We start from the raw sequence: 15620 nt of genomic DNA, 5'->3' as shown, positions 1-15620 counted from the left end.
CCTGGTCAGGTGGTGTACGAGTGCCGGGCCGCCGCGGTGCGGGCGGCCTCGACGACGCGGTCGGGTCCGGTGCGGTTGTCCTTGATGCGTGCGGCTTTCCAGCTGACGAACGCACCGGTGTTGGTGATCGGGTCCAGCTCGGCGTCGACCGCGATGTCCGCGCCCACGCCGAACCTGTCCCGCAGCCGCTCGACGATGCCCCGCCGCACCACGCTCTCGTCGCCGTCGAGCAGGTCGAGCCGCACGGTGACGCGGTCGCCGGGATCGATCTCGACCTGGTAGCCCAGGCACCCGGTGACGCCGTGCAGGACCGCGGACTCGATCTCCGCGGGCTGGAACTGCCCGCCGCCCAGCGCGATCCGGTCGTCCACCCGGCCGATCACCTCGATCGGCGTGCCGGGCAACCCGCACGCGCAGGTTCCGCCGACCCGCACGAGATCGCCCGTGCGGTAGCGGATCAGCGGCTTGATGCCGTCGATCAGCATCGTCAGGCACAACTCGCCGGTGTCGCCGCTCGGTTCGAGGGTGTCCGGGTCGATCACCTCGGCGAGGTAGTTGGGGTCGGACAGGTGCAGGCGGTTCTCCACGCAGCCGGTCGCGATCGCCAGCGCCTCCTGCGAGCCGTACAGGCCGGGCAGCACGTCGGCGCCCCAGATCGACTTCACGTTCGCGGCGAACTCGGGTGTGCAGATCTCACCGAGCACCAGGAACATCTTCACGTTGAAGTCGCTGAGCTCATAACCGTGGTACAGCGCGGCTTTCGCGAGGTTCAGGCACAACGTCGGTGCACACGCGATCACCTCGACGTTGAGCTCCTTCATGAGCCGCAACGCCTTGGCGAACCCGACCCGGCTCGACTCCGGCCAGATCTTGGCGTGACAGGCACCCATGCTCTGCGTGACTTCGCCGAACGTGTCGCCGAACGCGTACAGCTCGGACGGCCCCATCAACCCGACGACGGGCATGCGGTCACCGAAGTGCCGCGCGAACATGTGCCGCCACGACCGTTCGACGTGCAGGTTGCTCCATTCGACGTCCCTGGCGCTGCGCGGGCACGGGGTCGGCGGGCCGGTGGTGCCGGTGGTCTCGTAGTAGATCGCGGCCTCGGAGACGTCACCGCTCAGCACGGCGTGCATCTCCCGGCGCAGATCCGCCTTGGTGGTGAAGGGAAGCCCGGTGAACGGCACGTCGTCCGGCAGATGCCTGCGGTAGAAGCCCGACTTCTCGCGCACGTGCCGCAGCACGACGTCCAGCCGCTCCAGCCGCCACGCCTGCATGTCCTCTTCGGACAGTTCGCCCGCGTAGTACCGTTGGCACAGCTCGTGGTAGTCCATCGCTCATCCGATCGGGGAGTGGCGCGCGGCGAACCACTTGTCGTCGCGCTCGTTGGCCAGCTCGGTGTCGAGCCCGTCGCGTCCGGTGAGCTCACGGTGCTCGCGCAGCACGTGGATGAGATCCACCATCCGGTTCACCATGCGCTCGACCATCTGCAGGCCCTCGTCGTCGTGCAGCACGTCGCCGGGCTGGTTGCCGTAGACGATCGCCGGGAAACCGCTGCCGATCATGATCATGCGGTTGAGCAGCACGTTGGCGGTGAGGTGGTGGTACACCTCGGTGTGGCTGTAGCGCCGGCCGATGACGATGACGCCGCCGACCTTGTTGGTGAGCGGCCGTTCGAACCTCATGAAGCCGACGCCGGAGCGCTCGATGAACGCCTGCATCAACGCGCCCGTGCCGAACCCGTGCACCGGAGCGGTGTAGAGGATCCCGTCGGCGCGCGCCATCCGTTCCACGACACCGGGGATGTCGTCCTCCAGCGCGCACGGCACGGTGCGCGAGTTGCAGTCCCCGCAGGGACCGCACGGCGACATGCGCAGATCGCCGAGCCGGACGATCTCCAGCTCGACCCCGCGTGCCGCGAGCACCTTGCCGACGTACTCCAGCACGTCGGCGGTGTTCCCGTGGTTGCGCTCGGAACCGTGGATGGCGACGATCTTCGGGCTGCTCATGGCGTCGAGGCTAGGAACGGCCGGTTACGTAACCGGCACCGCGCACGCTGGCCGCATGAACATCGGCATTCTGCTGTTCGAAGGCGTGGAGGAGCTCGACGTGGTGGGCCCGTGGGAGGTGCTCGCCGCGTGGACTCGAGGCCATCCCGAAGACGGCTACCAGGTGGCCACTTTCTCCCGTGACGGCAAGCCCGTGACGTGCGCGAAGGACATGGTGCTGACCCCTCAGCACTCGTTCGCCGACGCGCCCGCGTGGGACGTGCTGGTCCACCCCGGCGGCGAGGGCACCGAGGTGCTCGTGAAGGACGAGGAGCACCTCGAGTGGGTGCGCGGCCAGCGGGCCACGACCGGCCTGATGACGAGCGTGTGCACGGGTTCCCTGGTGTTCGCGGCTGCCGGACTGCTGGAAGGCCGCCCGGCGACCTCGCACTGGGAGACCGTGGAGTTCCTGGAGTTCCTCGATCCCACGATCGAGGTGCGCGAGGACGACCGGTTCGTCGACGACGGCGACGTGATCACCGCGGCCGGTGTGTCCGCCGGGATCGACATGGCAGTGCACCTGGTGTCGCGCCTGGCGAGCCCGGAGCGTGCGGCGGAGGTCAAGCGGTACATCCAGTACTGACTCTGCGTGTCCGTTTCTCTTTCGGGTGCCTTTCGGTGGTGCTTGCTCGGACGTGCCCGACACTCGGGTCCAAACGGGATCGAACGAGAGGGACGGACCATGCACCGCATCGCAGCACTTCTCGTCGTTCTGGTGTCGGTGGTGGGCATCACGCCGCCTGCCTGGGCTGACGACAGCCGTGACTCCCTCTACTGGGCCGGGTACATGGGGCTGAGAACCGGCGGCTTCAAATACGTGAGTGCCAGATGGACGGTTCCCGCTGTCACCTGTGAAGCCGGCGAGGACTCCGCGGTCGCGGTGTGGGTGGGCATGGGCAGTCAGACCTCTGGCGAGAACACGGTCGACCAGACCGGCACGGTCACCGAGTGCGACGACGGCGTGCCGAGGCACAGGACGTTCGTCGAGGCCTATCCGGCGAAGCCCGTGTACCTGTTCGACGTCTCTCCCGGCGACACGATCCACGCCCGGATCACCATGGGGACGGGGAAGTTCGGCTACTTCATCATGGACTACAACACGGCGGAGTCCGAGTTCGGCGAGCTGCCGACCACCGGACGAGGCAGGTCGGCGGAGGTGATCGTCGAGGGACCGAAGAACGACATCCTGCCGGAGTTCGGTCGAATCGAGCTGCAGAACGCGAAGATCAACGACATTCCCATCGGCCTCAGGGACCTGGTTCACTGGACCATGATCGAGCCCGATGCCAGCAGCAGGAAGGTTCGCGCGTACGCGAGCCAGCTGACTGACGGCGGCCGTGACTTCAACGTCTACTTCCTGAGGCCCTAGACCCAGATCAGTTCTGGTGTGCCGCCCAGGTGACCCGCGAGCCGCTCCACCTCCGCCTCGACCCCCTTGCGCGCCTTGGCGGACAAGGCCTTGAACGGCTCGACCTCCACCACGAGCCGCTTGCCCTTGCGCTGGTGCCGCCAGATCCCGGCGAACATCGCGTCCACCACGACCACCGCGGACAACCAGCCCTGCGGCCGGTAGATCAGGTCTGCCGAGCCGCCGCGCAGGAAGTTCCCGGCGTGGCGGGTGGCCGCGACGACGTACTGGTCGAACGCGGGCAACAACCGCACACCGCGCACGGGTTCGGCGTCCAGCACCGCGTCCAGGTCAGCGACCCACCACGTCTGGCCGTCCAGCTCGGCCTGCCACGCCGAGGTCCCCGCCAGGATCTTCGCGCCCTCCGCGGGCGTGACTCCCCACCACCGCGCGAAGTCCTCGCGCGTCGCGGGGCCGTGCACGTTCAGGAACCTCGTGGCGATCTCCGGCAACGGTTCCCCTGGTGGTGTCCCGGCCGGCAGCCACTGGTCCGGCCTGGCAAAGCTGATCTTCTGGCCGTCGTTGGGGCCGAACAGGAGTTTGCCCTGGAACGACGCGGGTTTGAGGTGCGCGCCCCAGCTCTCCCTGAGCCTGTCACCGATCGCGGCGTCTCCGCTGACCCGAGTGACCTCGTCGGCGAGTTGTTCGCGGGTGAGGACCTGGCCGTCCAGCGCCGCGTGCACGGCGTCGAGCAGCTGGTCCTGCTCCTCGGCGGTGATGTGGAAGTTCCGCAGCCACACCGGTTTGCGGTAGTGCGCGTAGGTGTCGAGGCCCGCCTGCCACAACGGGTACTCGGCGGCGGGCAGCAGGTGCAGGGTGCCGCGCATGCACCACGTCTTGACCAGCGCCTTTTCCTGCCACAACAAGCGGTCGACGTCCTGGGCGGCGAACCCGTCCAGCCGCGCGTGCAGCGTCAGCCCAGCCGAGGACATCAGCTGCGCGTGCACCCCGCACAGTTCGCTCACCACGGCGAGCGCGTCGTCGGCCGGGCGCAACGTGTGCAGGCCGTGCCGCCGGGCACGCCACGCGGCCACCTGCTTCCAGGAGATCGACTTCACACCCCCAAGCTTCGCAGATCGTCGAGAACCGCACGCGCCACGCGGGGCCGCGACTCGTCGAGGTAGAAGTGGCCGCCGTCGAACAGTCGCAGCCGGAACGCACCCGTGGTGTGCTCCGCCCAGCTCGCCACCGTCGTGGGCGGCACCTCCTCGTCGGACATCCCGCCGTACGCGGAGATGGCGCACGGCAGCGGCGGTTCCGGTTGGTACTCGTAGGTCTCGACGACCTCGAAGTCCGCGCGCAGAGTGGGCAGGAACATGCGCAGCAGCGCGGGATCCTCCAGCAGTTCGTCCGGCGTGCCGCTGTAGCCGCGCAACCGCTGCACCAGCCGGTCCTCCGGCAGGCTGTGCACGAACTCGTAGCCCGGCGGGTACGGCACGTGCGGCGCGGGCCTGCCCGAGGCGATGATCCGGTCCGGCAGCCGGTGCCCGGACCGGCGCAGGTGCCGGGCCAGCTCGAACGCGACCAGCGCGCCCATGCTGTGCCCGAAGAACGCGAGCCGGCGCGTGCCGACGTCCAGGCACTCCTCGAGCTCCTCGGCGAGCCGCGGCACCAGCTCGGTCAGCTTGCGGTGCGGTTCCTCGGCGATTCGAGCCTCCCGGCCGGGCAGCCGCACGATCGTCAGCTCGGCGGCCGGCGCGAGCAGCGGTGCGAACGCGCGGTAGCCCGCGGCACCGGAACCGGCGTTGGGGAAGCACACCACGCGGACCGGCGCGTCCGGGTTCTCCTGCGGTGTCAACAGGTTCATCGTGCGGGTGTATCCCGTCGCGGTTACGTAACCGGTGCCGAACCGCCGCACGCCATCGTCGTGGGCGTGACTCTGTCCGACGAACGCCGCGAGCTGCTCGCCCTGCTGGCCGCCAGGAAGGCGACCACGCCGGGCCAGCTGCGCTTCTGGCGGCTCAACCAGGCCGATCCCGCCGACCCGGCGTACAGCTGGCCGTGGGCGCTGCGCCTGCCGGAGCCGGTGGACGAACCGCGGCTGCGGCGCGCGCTCGACGTCGTGCTCGACCGGCACGAGATCCTCACGTCCGCCTACGACTGGGACGACGGAACGCTGTGGCAGGTCCCGGCTTCCCGTCCCGGACTCGAAGTCGTCGACACGGACGTGCAGACCGCACTGCGGCAGGAGAACCTCCGGCCGTTCCACCTCGGCTCCGAACCACCTCTGCGGATGAGCCTGCTGCCGGGCGGCCTGCTGCTGGTGAACATCCACAACATCGCCAACGACGGCTGGTCGATGCGCGTCTTCGTCGACGAGCTCACCCAGGCATATCGCGGTGAAGAGCTGCCTGAACCGACCCTGCCGCACCACGAGCACGCCGCCCGCCAACGCGGATGGCTCGCGTCGCGCCGCGCCGAACAGGAGGTCGCCTACTGGCGGCGCAGGCTCGCCGGGCTGGAACCGCGCAACGGCAGGTCCTGCGAGTCCACAGTGGAGCGGGTCCGTATCGGGCCCGACGTGGCGGAGAAGGTGCGCCTGCTGGGTCTGCCGGCGAAGGCCACGCCGTTCATGACGATGTTCGCGTTGTTCGCGAAGCTGCACGGCGAGCGCACCGGCAGCGAGGACGTCGCGATCGGCACGTCGATGTCCGGCCGCGGCCCCGACGTCGAACGCACCATCGGCTACTTCGTGAACCGGCTCGTGCTGCGGGTGAACACCGCGGGCGAGATCCCGGACGTCGTGCGGCGCGCCAGAACGACGGCGGTCGAGGCGTTCGCGCACGCCACCGTGCCGTTCGAGCACCTCGTGGAACGGTTGTTCCCCGCCGAGTACCTGGCCGCGGCGCCGCTGGTCGACGTGATGTTCGTGTTCGACTCGAGCGGTCCGGCCGCGGTCGAGCCCGAGTACCGCACGTCGAAGTTCTCGTTGGTGGTGAACGTCAAGCCGGACGACGGCGGCTACGTGATCGAGGCACACCACCCGAAGGGCGCGCCCCACGGGGTGCTGCAGGACTACGCCCGCCTACTGAAGGGTCTGACCACATGATCGTCATCATGCTGAGCGAGGCGTGCACGCCCGCGGATCGGCGTCGCATCATCGACCTCGTGCAGTTCGCGGGCACCGGGCTGCGCGTGCACACACCGGAGCTGCTGTCGCTGTCCGGCGACCGCGACGCGATTCGTGCGCTGCTGTCCGACGAACCGTGCGTGCTCGACATCGCGAAGCTGCCCGCCGCGTATCCCCGCTCGGCACGTCTGCACGGCCGCCCCGACTGCACTCCCGTGACGTTGGGGGAGTCCTCGATCGGCGGTCCCGGCTTCACCGTCGTCGCAGGCCCGTGCTCGGTGGAGAACCGCAGCCAGCTCCTCACCACCGCCGAGGCCGTGCGCGCCGCCGGTGCCCACGCGTTGCGGGCGGGCGCCTTCAAGCCGCGCACGTCGCCGTACTCGTTCCACGGCCTGGGAGTGCCGGGTCTGCGGCTGCTCGCCGAGGCACGGGAGGTGACCGGCCTGCCGGTGGTCAGCGAGTGCGTGGACGTGCGCGACATCGAGGTGATGGCATCGTCCGTCGACATGATCCAGATCGGTGCCCGCAACATGCAGAACTACACGCTGCTGAGGGAAGCGGGCCGCACGCGTGTCCCGGTGCTGCTCAAGCGGGGGCTGGCTGCGACGCTGGACGAGCTGCTGCTCGCGTGCGAGTACCTGCTCGACGGGGGGAACGAGCAGGTCGTGTTGTGCGAACGCGGAATCCGCACGTTCGAGACGAGCTACCGCTTCACCCTCGACGTCGCCGCCGTGCCGGTGCTGAAGGAGCGCACGCACCTGCCGGTGATCGTGGACCCGAGCCACGCCGCCGGTGCGAAGGGACGCGTCGTGCCGCTGGCCCTGGCCGCCGCGGCCGCCGGTGCCGACGGGATCATCCTGGAGAGCCACCACGATCCGGCCACCGCGCTGTGCGACGGCGCGCAGGCGCTGCCGGTGGAGGAGCTGCCCGCGTTGATGGAACGGCTCGGGCACGCCTGTGCCGCGGCGGGACGGACGATGCGCGCCGCTACGCCTGCTCGAGCCCGCTGATCAGGTTCGCGGCGGCGGCCTTCTTGATGGCGTCGACGCGGGAGACGGCGTCGAGCTTGCCGTAGATGTTGGTCAGGTGGCGCTTCACCGTGCCCTCGCTGATGAACAGGGCTGCGGCGATCTGCGCGTTGCTCATCGCCTTGGCCACGAGCCGCAGCACGTCGAGCTCGCGTGCGGACAACGGACTCGCCTGTTCCGCGGGCGGTTCCAGCGCGTCCATGGTCTCGCGGGGGATCGACAGCACGACGTTCTCGCTGTTGCGGCTCACCGAGCGCACGGCGGCCACCAGCTGGTCGCGTGCGATGTTCTTGACCAGGTAGGCGGCGGCACCGCTCTGCAGCAGGTCGCGGACGACGCCGGCGCTGTCGTGCATGGTCAGGATGATCACGTTGAGTTCGGGCATCGCGGTGCGCAGAGCGACGATCACCGCCTTGGCGCCGGGGCCCGGCATCTCGACGTCGAGCAGCAGCACGTCCGGCCGGTGCTCCTCGGCCAGTGCGATCGCCTCGTCGCCGCTGGAACCCTCGCCCACCACCTGGAAGTCCGGATCGGTGGACAGCAGTTCACGCAGGCCCTCGCGGAACAACGTGTGGTCGTCGGCCAGAACGATGCGCACCGTCATGCCGCGTCCAGCCAGGGCAGCGTGACCATCACGGTCGTGCCCACGCCGATGCTGCTGGCCGCGGCGAACGTGCCGCCGAGCAGCTCGACCCGTTCCCGCATGGAATCCAGCCCCATGCCGGAGCTCGCGGCCTGGTCGAGGTCGAACCCGCGGCCGTCGTCGCGCACCAGCGCCCGCACCAGGTTCTCGCCGACCGTGATCTCGATGTCCACGGACTGCGGTGCGGCGTGCAGCAGCGAGTTGCGGGCGGCCTCGCGCAGGACGAGGTACAGCTCCTCGACGACCTCGCCCGGCAGGCTCAGCACGTCGCCCTCCACCACCACGTTGTGCACCACGCCGAACGGCGCGTGGGCGTCGAGGTAGTCGGACAGCGCGACCTGGAGGCCTCCCGCCATCACCGCGGACGCGCGCAGCTCGGTCGCGAGGTGGCGGATGACGTCGAACGCGTCGTGCAGCACGTCCTGGCCCATCTTGAGCTTCGCCTTGGCACGGGCCGGGTCGTTGGCGAGGTAGGCGTCGTGCAGCTGGAGGTGCTGCAACGCGTTGCCGACGGAGTGCGCGACGCGGTCGTGCAGCTCGCGGGCGATGCGGTGGCGTTCGTCCTCGTGCGAGCTGGTGACCTTCTTCAGCAGGTAGCTCGCGTAGGCGATGGAACCCTGCGCGATCCGGGACATGATCGACCGGTGCAGCGCCTTGCTCGCCTTGATCAGGTCGGCGTCCGTGCCACCGTGCCGGCGCAGCTCCTCCGCCACCACTGGCAGGGCCACGTCGAACAACGCGGTCGCGGCCTTGACGGACTCGACGGGGTGGATGGCGTGCACGGCGCGGTTCACACCGATTTCAGTCGCCAATGGGGGCGGTTCTGCCTCTGGGCAGCTCGTGACAGCGGCTTCGACGTCGGTGAGCACGGTGTCCACCTGCCGGGCGAGCTGCTCGCGGACATCAGAAAAGTCTATGAGTGGACTGCGATCCTCACGAAGTCGGGCGCTAAATGCGTCCACGACTTCTCGGCGCACTTCGGCGCGGAACCCCGCTAATCGACCGTCAGTCACCGCCGTCCCTCCCCGAAAAAGCGGTACGTGTCCACTCTCTTACCGTGCGTGACATTCAGTTGTGTCCGCCCCGTGTGACCTAAGCAACACTAACACCGCATTCTGTTACTGGAAGATCAGTGAGACAAGAAGTGTTAGATGTGCGGTGTACTGGGTAATCATGAAGGTTCGGTAGGGGCGACGGCGCCGGAAGCGCTCTCCGCGGCTCGCGTTGCTCGACACGACGAGGGCCAGTGCCACCGAACCCGCGCACACCACGAAGCCGACCGGCGCGACCGACGGCGCCCACCGCAGAGCGGCGAGCAGAAATCCCCACCCGACCGCGCTCGCGCCAATCGCCATCGCGATGCGGGCCGCGCGATCGCCGAGCACGACAGGCAGCGTGCGCCGCCCGGCGAGGCGATCCCCGGCGACGTCGGAAAGGTCCTTGGTGGCACCGCCGAATCCCATCCAGAGCGACATCGCGCCACCGAACAACAGCAGCGGCGCCCCGATCTCGGTCGCCCCGCTCGCATACCAGCCGCACAGATAAGTCAGCCCTCCCAGCGCCACCACGGCGCCGAAAAACCCGGGCACGTTTCCCTTGAGCGGACGTGGCCCCGTCGAGTACGCGATGCCGGCCGCGAGGTGCAGTGCGACCAGCAGACACACGACCGGCGAGAAGAGCGCGGCAAACCCGATCGCCACCGCGGACAGCCCCACGACCACTGATTTTGCGAAGTCCACCGGAAGAATTCCACGCGCTATAGGCCGAACGGAGCCGTTCTCCCGGTCCTCGACGACGTCCGCGACGCCGTTGAGCAGATAGATGGCCCAAGTGGCGGCGACCCAGCACCCCAACACCCCGGCAACCCGCGGCCAAACTGCTCCATTTGTGTGATGGTCGGCGAGGAGGGCGGCGCAGAAGAATCGCAGAGCGAAGATTCCCTGCACCACCGGCCGTGCTTCCTTCCAGGACAGGCGCAGGTTTGTGACCGTTGCCTGTTCAACTTTCGACCGTTTTGTCAGGTACATGTGGCCGAGCCTATCGAGCCGTGCTCGTTCCGGCGCGGCAAGAATGCGCCAAATACCACTACGACCAGGGTCGTAGCCGCACTACGACCATCCGCACATTGTGTTCGTTCCAGTGGCAGCCCACTTGAGGAGCGGTGACGGGCGTCATAAAGTCGATTTCACGTGATCCGGTCGGGAGGAAAGGCGACGCAAATGCTGCGAGAAACCACAGACGCTGCTGTCACGGCGCGATTCTTCGGCGATTTCTCGGTGCACGTGTGCGGTCGCCCGGTCGAACGCTGGCGGGCAGGCAAGGCCCGCAGCCTCTTCCAGTACCTCCTGGTGAACCGAGGCCGCGTGGTGACGAGGGACAAGCTCTACCAGGTCCTCTGGCCCGACCAGGAATGGTCGCCGACGGGCAGTTCCCTGAAGGTCGCCATGCACGGCGTGCGCCAGGTGCTGCACGCGGTCGATTCGGACGAGCCCGCCGTGGAAATCGTCAACCGGGACCACGGTTACCTCCTCAAGGCGGACGACGTCTGGCTGGACCTCGACGAGTTCTCGTCGGCCATCGACACGGCCCGTGCCGCCGAACTGGCAGGCGATCACCCCAAGGCCCTGCGCCACTACACCCGCGCGGTGGACCTGTGCCCAGGCGACTTCCTGGCCACCGAGTCCGGCGACTGGATCGACGAGCAACGAGCGTGCAGCAAGGCTCTCGTGTTGCAGGCCCTGCACTACCTGCGCGCCGACGCGTTGCGCAGAAGCGACCGCCTCGGCGCGGTGCGAATGTGCCAGCGCCTACTGGCCGTCGACCCGTACCAGGAGGAGCTCTACCAGACCCTCATGGTCGTGCACGGCAGGCAGGGCGAGCTCGGCCAGGTGCAGACCTGGTACGACATCTGCCTGCGCCGCCTCCAGCACGAGCTGGACGTGGAACCGACCGAGACGACCTACCGGATCTTCGCCCGCGCCATCCGCGGCGAGCTGCGCGAGAAGGCGATGGCGGCCTGACTCTTGGAGGAACGTTTGCGATGGAACCCGAAGTACCTGAGGTTGCTGACCTCGACCTGTTGATTCCGCACCAGATGACCGACCTGGAGGGGTGGGCCCTGGCTGGGCACCTGCTCGGGGCGGAGGCGGAGGCGGAGCCGCACATCCTGCGGGCGCTGGAGTAGTTGTTGTCCACTGTGGACTCGCGCATGCGTGCACGGGTCCACTTGTCATGATTCCCCGGTGCGCAACAAGATCTCTTGGGGACCGTATTCGGTCAGCTCGGGCAGGTCGCTGATGGAGGGTCGATCACGGGCGACGGCCAACCGTGCTTCCAGGTGGAACGGAGATCCGCTGACCGAGGCGAGGGCGGGACGCGGATGAGCGGGGTCGTGCTCCCTGAGAAGTTTCAGGCCCTCGCGTGCCAACACCGTTCCATGTTCCTCGTCGACGCGGTTCGCCACGGTGTCGAGTACGTGTCGGTCGCCTGGGTGGCGTCGCAACAGACCTGTCGCGGCGACGTGGAAAACCGATTCGGCGCTGTCGTGCCGCAGTCGATCCCACAACAACCCCTCGGCGACGTCCGCGGGATCGAGTCGGTCCAGCACCACCAGCGCGTTGTACCGGAACCGGAAAATCGTGGTGTCTACTACCAGTTCCCCCAGCCTGGCCAAGATCTCCCCGGTGTCTGGTGCGTGGCGGAGCCGTTCAACGACGTCAGTGATCTCCGCTTCGTCAGACAGCAATGGGCCGCGGATCCGGCCAAGAGCTGTGAGCATCCCGAGTCGCGGATGTGTGTGGTCGTACGCGGTGAGAATCTCCAGGCCCACGCGCGCCAATGCGTCCCCCTCTTCGGCGCGTTCGACGATGGTGTCGAGTACGTGTGGGTCGCCTGGGTGGCGTCGTAGCAGGCTTGTCGCGGCGGCGCGGAACACGTCGTCGTCATCGTCGTGTCGCAGTCGATCCCACAACAGTTCCTCGACGTCCACAGGATCGAGTCTGTCGAGCAGGACGAGCGCGTTGTACCGAGCCTGATAGGAGGAGGCGGTCGTGGCAAATGCTCTCAGGTCGGCCAGTACCGCGTCGCGGTCGCCAAGCACGTCGGGGATCCGCCCAACCACCTCGGTGATTTCCTCGTCGGACAGCAACGAGTCCAAGTCCAGGATCCCTCGAACGGTCATGAGGCGCGGAAGTGCGCGGTTGTGGGCGATGAGAATCCTTGTGCCCACGCGTGCCAACCGCGTGGTGGGCTCTTGTTCGGCGCGTTCGACGCGTTCGACGATGGTGTCGAGTACGTGTGGGTCGCCTGGGTGGCGTCGTAGCAGGCTTGTCGCGGCGGCGCGGAACACGTCGTCGTCATCGTCGTGTCGCAGTCGATCCCACAACGGTTCCTCGACGTCCGCAGGATCGAGTCTGTCGAGCAGGACGAGCGCGTTGTACCGAGCCTGATAGGAGGAGGCGGTCGTGGCAAACGCTCTCAACCTGGCCAGTACCGCGTCGCGGTCGCCAAGCACGTCGGCGAGCCGTCGAACTGTCTCCGCGATTTCCTCTTCGTCGGACAACATCAGGCCACCGACCCGCTGAACAGCCGTGAGCAGCGGGAGTCGTGGATGTTCGAGGTTCTGGGTGGCGAGGATCTCCATGCCCACGCCTGCCAGCGACGACGGCTGCGTCCGTTCGACGCGTTCGACGATGGTGTCGACTACGTGTGGGTCGCCTGGGTGGCGTCGTAGCAGGCTTGTCGCGGCGGCGCGGAACACGTCGTCGTCATCGTCGTGTCGCAGCCGATCCCACAACAACTCCTCGGCGACGTCCGAAGGACCGAGTTGGTCCAACATCTGCATCGCCCACTTCCGCGCAGCATACGAACCGGTGCGCAGCACTGCCGTCAGCTTGGTCAGGACCGAACTGTCGAGCGGTGATGCGGCGGCATCGTGCGAGTACGCACCCGCCCGGTGCCGTTCGGCCTCGTTCGCGGCGGCAGAGAAGGCCTCATTCGCTCGGAAGTCTTCGACACGTTCGAAGTCGGCCAACGACACCAGCACGTCCGGGCGGTCGATGAACAGGACGGTCAGCAGTCTCGCCGCCAGTTCGGTCACCGGTGCCCAGATCAGCCAGCGGCCGCGGTCGCGGTACCAGCCGGCGACCACGTCTCGACCAGGCCAGCCCGTGCCCACGGTCCGGAGTGCGGGCAGGACGTCGCCTTCGACGAGCAGACAGGTTGCGGCGTCCTCGACGCCAACGCAATGCTCGAGCAGGAGTACCACCTCGGCGAGCGCTGCCTCAGCGGCCTCCTCGACCGCTCTCATCGAACGCAGTTCACCCAGGCACTGCACCGCGACCGCAATGCCGTGCGGAGGTGTCGTGAACTCGTCGACAGGCCAAGGCCGGTCCACGTCGAGCAGCCGACGGGCGATCTCACCCACGTGGTGCTCAGCCAACACGGAGGCGAGCAACCGCAACACCTCACGCCAACTCGTGTCACCACACCGCTCCACGAACAGCGCGACGACGTTGTCCAACGTGATCGACTGCTCCCGCTGGAACCGCCGCACCACAGCATCAGCGCAGAAGAACTCCAAGAACGCCCGGTGCACGAAGCTGTACAGGTTCGGCCCGAACCGGCTGAGGATGAAGTTCCGGTGCTGGAACTGGTCGATGATGACCGTCGCCACGACCTTCGCGTCGGCCGGATTGCGGGCGTAGGTCTCGATCAGGTAATCCTCGAAGAGCCGTTGCAGGTCCTCGCGGTGGACGTAGTTGCCCGTCGCGCCGTCCGCCCCGGTCTGCATTCGCCAGGCCAGCCGGCGCAGCAGCTCGCGCTTGTCGTCCTCGTCGATGTAGTCGGCGGCGACGCGTCGCTCCCGGAGTTGACGCTTGATGTCCCAGTGCTGGACCAGAACCCTGGCGGCGTGGTCGTAGACCTTCCACCGTTCCCTGGGCAGCGTCTGGTGCTTGCCGATGATCGCGAGGATGGTCAGCAGCAGCGGGTTGCCCGCGAGGTCCCCGATCGGCCGGGACTCGCGCACGGCTTCCAGCAGGCGGTCGCGTCGCTGGGCCGCCTCGGCCGGGCGGTCGTGCAGGGCGAGGGTGTACCAGCTGCCCAGGAAGTCGGCGATCTGGTCGGCGTCGAGGTCCTGCAACGTGTGGTGGACGAAGCCCGCGTCGGTGAGGCGGCGGGAGTTGTAGCCGACGACGCGTGAGGTCACGAGCACCCGGACGCCGGGGTAGCGGTCGGCGAAGCTCGCGATCTCCTTCGTCGCCTCCTCCCTGCGGCCTGGGTCGAAGACCTCGTCCAGGCCGTCGAAGACGACGAGCGCCGCGCCACCCGCCTCCAGGTAGGGCTCGAGGTGCCGGCGGGCGATGCCGAGGGTTTGGGTCGTCGCCAGCTCGTCGAGGAACTCGAGGATCGTGCGGCAGGAACCCGCTTCTCGTGCCGCCGCGTACTGCCGCAGCTCCACCAGCAACGGGAGGCTTCCGGCCAGCGGGGTGAGGCGGCGGCTCACGCCCGCGAGGTCGAGCACGGCGAACCTCGCCAGGGTCGACTTGCCCGCTCCCGGGTCGCCCAGCACCACGACGTGGCGGTCGGCTCCCATTACCACGTCCAGTACGGGACGTTGTGGCTTGGCGCGGTACGACTCCTGTGCCGCCCGCAGGTCCGCCAGGTCGACGCCCTCCGGCAATGCGGCCTCGTCGATCTCGCCTTCCGCCTGGAGCCGTTGGAGCAGCTCGGGCGGCAGCTTCACCGGCGGCGGGTCCTCGCGGACGTACTGCTCGACGAACACCGACTCCAGCAGGATCTGCAGGTACTCCTCGCGCTCCGGCGGGGTGAGCGCGTCCAGGTCCAGGCGGCCGTACTCCTTCTGCAGCCGCAGGTAGTACGCGGTCACCACGGCCGGGTCGAGCTGGCCGAGGCGCCGTGCCGGGTCGTCCGCGGAGGTCATGTAGCGGTGCAACGCCGTCGCGACCTCGATGCCGAGGTCCGCGGCGACGCGGAAGTGGCTCGGGGTGTGGCGTTCGGAGAGCTCGGCCCGCAGCTTCTCGATCGCCTCCGGATCGCGGTCCATGAAAGGACGTGGCCAGGACGCGTTCTCGTCCAGCAGGAAGATCAGGCACGGCTTGTCCGCATCGATCGCGGCCCGGTACTCCAGCTCCGTGATCGACTGCTGGTAGCCGTCCGGCACGTGGCCGTAGCGCCAGGCGAAGATGCCGAGGTAGACGTCGCACGAACGCACGTCGCGCAGGCACACGTCGACGGGCCGGTCGGGCTCGGCGACGTAGTACTCCATCGCGACGTCGTCGATCTGCAGGCGCCGGAGGGTCCGGTGCACGACCTCCCGGCACTCCTGCAGATCGAGAAACGTCGACGACACGTAAACCCGCATGTGACCTGTCCCCGGGAGGTTCGCGGTACCGGCTGGTAC

The 15620-nt window shown here is 68.2% G+C and carries 14 protein-coding genes; 6 read left to right on the top strand and 8 right to left on the bottom strand.

Annotated elements, in window-relative coordinates; genetic code table 11:
• Positions 1-5: 5 nt before the first annotated feature.
• Both ACFOWZ_RS28070 and ACFOWZ_RS28065 read right to left on the bottom strand, forming a co-directional pair.
• Positions 6-1334: a phenylacetate--CoA ligase family protein gene (locus ACFOWZ_RS28070; RefSeq protein WP_382376903.1), complete on the bottom strand. Its 1329-nt coding sequence runs from the start codon at positions 1332-1334 to the stop codon at positions 6-8.
• A 3-nt stretch (positions 1335-1337) separates the two neighbouring features.
• A complete protein-coding gene (locus tag ACFOWZ_RS28065; RefSeq protein WP_382376902.1) occupies positions 1338-2009 on the bottom strand; it encodes a flavodoxin family protein in 672 nt (223 codons plus the stop codon).
• Between the two features lie 55 nt (positions 2010-2064).
• On the opposite strand from ACFOWZ_RS28065, the gene ACFOWZ_RS28060 reads away from it, so the two are divergent.
• Positions 2065-2631 carry a DJ-1/PfpI family protein gene (locus tag ACFOWZ_RS28060; RefSeq protein WP_382376901.1) on the top strand — a complete coding sequence of 189 codons (567 nt, stop codon included), beginning with the start codon at positions 2065-2067 and terminating at the stop codon, positions 2629-2631.
• 99 nt (positions 2632-2730) lie between these two features.
• Positions 2731-3417, top strand: coding sequence for a G1 family glutamic endopeptidase (locus ACFOWZ_RS28055; protein ID WP_382376900.1), 687 nt, complete (start codon positions 2731-2733; stop codon positions 3415-3417).
• Here the strand turns inward: ACFOWZ_RS28055 and ACFOWZ_RS28050 are convergent.
• Together ACFOWZ_RS28050 and ACFOWZ_RS28045 are read right to left on the bottom strand one after the other, a co-directional pair.
• Entirely contained in the window at positions 3414-4514 is a 1101-nt protein-coding gene (locus tag ACFOWZ_RS28050; protein ID WP_382376899.1) for a winged helix DNA-binding domain-containing protein, read from the bottom strand. The two genes, ACFOWZ_RS28055 and ACFOWZ_RS28050, sit on opposite strands and share 4 nt — an antisense overlap.
• Positions 4511-5263, bottom strand: a complete 753-nt coding sequence (locus ACFOWZ_RS28045; RefSeq protein ID WP_382376898.1) for a thioesterase II family protein — start codon at positions 5261-5263, stop codon at positions 4511-4513. Before ACFOWZ_RS28045 ends, ACFOWZ_RS28050 begins: the two co-directional genes overlap by 4 nt.
• A 66-nt stretch (positions 5264-5329) precedes the next feature.
• Here ACFOWZ_RS28045 and ACFOWZ_RS28040 point away from each other — a divergent pair, with 66 nt between their 5' ends.
• Both ACFOWZ_RS28040 and aroF read left to right on the top strand, forming a co-directional pair.
• Entirely contained in the window at positions 5330-6505 is a 1176-nt protein-coding gene (locus tag ACFOWZ_RS28040; protein ID WP_382376897.1) for a condensation domain-containing protein, read from the top strand.
• Positions 6502-7536 carry a 3-deoxy-7-phosphoheptulonate synthase gene (gene aroF, locus ACFOWZ_RS28035; RefSeq protein WP_382376896.1) on the top strand — a complete coding sequence of 345 codons (1035 nt, stop codon included), beginning with the start codon at positions 6502-6504 and terminating at the stop codon, positions 7534-7536. The genes ACFOWZ_RS28040 and aroF overlap by 4 nt, the downstream gene beginning before the upstream one ends.
• Here aroF and ACFOWZ_RS28030 read toward each other — a convergent pair.
• The 3 genes from ACFOWZ_RS28030 to ACFOWZ_RS28020 all read right to left on the bottom strand — a co-directional run bounded on the left by ACFOWZ_RS28030 (position 7514) and on the right by ACFOWZ_RS28020 (position 10224).
• Complete coding sequence (locus ACFOWZ_RS28030; protein ID WP_382376895.1) at positions 7514-8158, bottom strand: response regulator; 645 nt, start codon at positions 8156-8158, stop codon at positions 7514-7516. The genes aroF and ACFOWZ_RS28030 overlap by 23 nt on opposite strands.
• Positions 8155-9066 (bottom strand): sensor histidine kinase, encoded by a 912-nt coding sequence (locus ACFOWZ_RS28025; protein WP_382376894.1) that lies wholly within the window; start codon positions 9064-9066, stop codon positions 8155-8157. The genes ACFOWZ_RS28030 and ACFOWZ_RS28025 overlap by 4 nt, the downstream gene beginning before the upstream one ends.
• Positions 9067-9315: 249 nt before the next feature.
• Positions 9316-10224: a UbiA family prenyltransferase gene (locus ACFOWZ_RS28020; RefSeq protein ID WP_382376893.1), complete on the bottom strand. Its 909-nt coding sequence runs from the start codon at positions 10222-10224 to the stop codon at positions 9316-9318.
• 192 nt (positions 10225-10416) lie between these two features.
• Between ACFOWZ_RS28020 and ACFOWZ_RS28015 the strand changes: the two genes are divergently transcribed.
• Entirely contained in the window at positions 10417-11217 is an 801-nt protein-coding gene (locus ACFOWZ_RS28015; RefSeq protein ID WP_382376892.1) for an AfsR/SARP family transcriptional regulator, read from the top strand.
• Positions 11218-11237: 20 nt separating this feature from the next.
• Positions 11238-11381: a hypothetical protein gene (locus tag ACFOWZ_RS28010; protein WP_382376891.1), complete on the top strand. Its 144-nt coding sequence runs from the start codon at positions 11238-11240 to the stop codon at positions 11379-11381.
• Positions 11382-11426: 45 nt separating this feature from the next.
• Here ACFOWZ_RS28010 and ACFOWZ_RS28005 read toward each other — a convergent pair whose 3' ends face one another.
• On the bottom strand, positions 11427-15581 hold the full coding sequence (locus ACFOWZ_RS28005; RefSeq protein WP_382376890.1) for a DUF4062 domain-containing protein: 4155 nt from the start codon (positions 15579-15581) through the stop codon (positions 11427-11429).
• Between the last annotated feature and the right edge of the window lie 39 nt (positions 15582-15620).

The organism is Lentzea rhizosphaerae, assembly GCF_042649515.1.
GTDB classification, from domain to species: Bacteria; Actinomycetota; Actinomycetes; order Mycobacteriales; family Pseudonocardiaceae; genus Lentzea; species Lentzea aerocolonigenes.
This window is presented reverse-complemented; position numbering and strand designations above follow the sequence as displayed.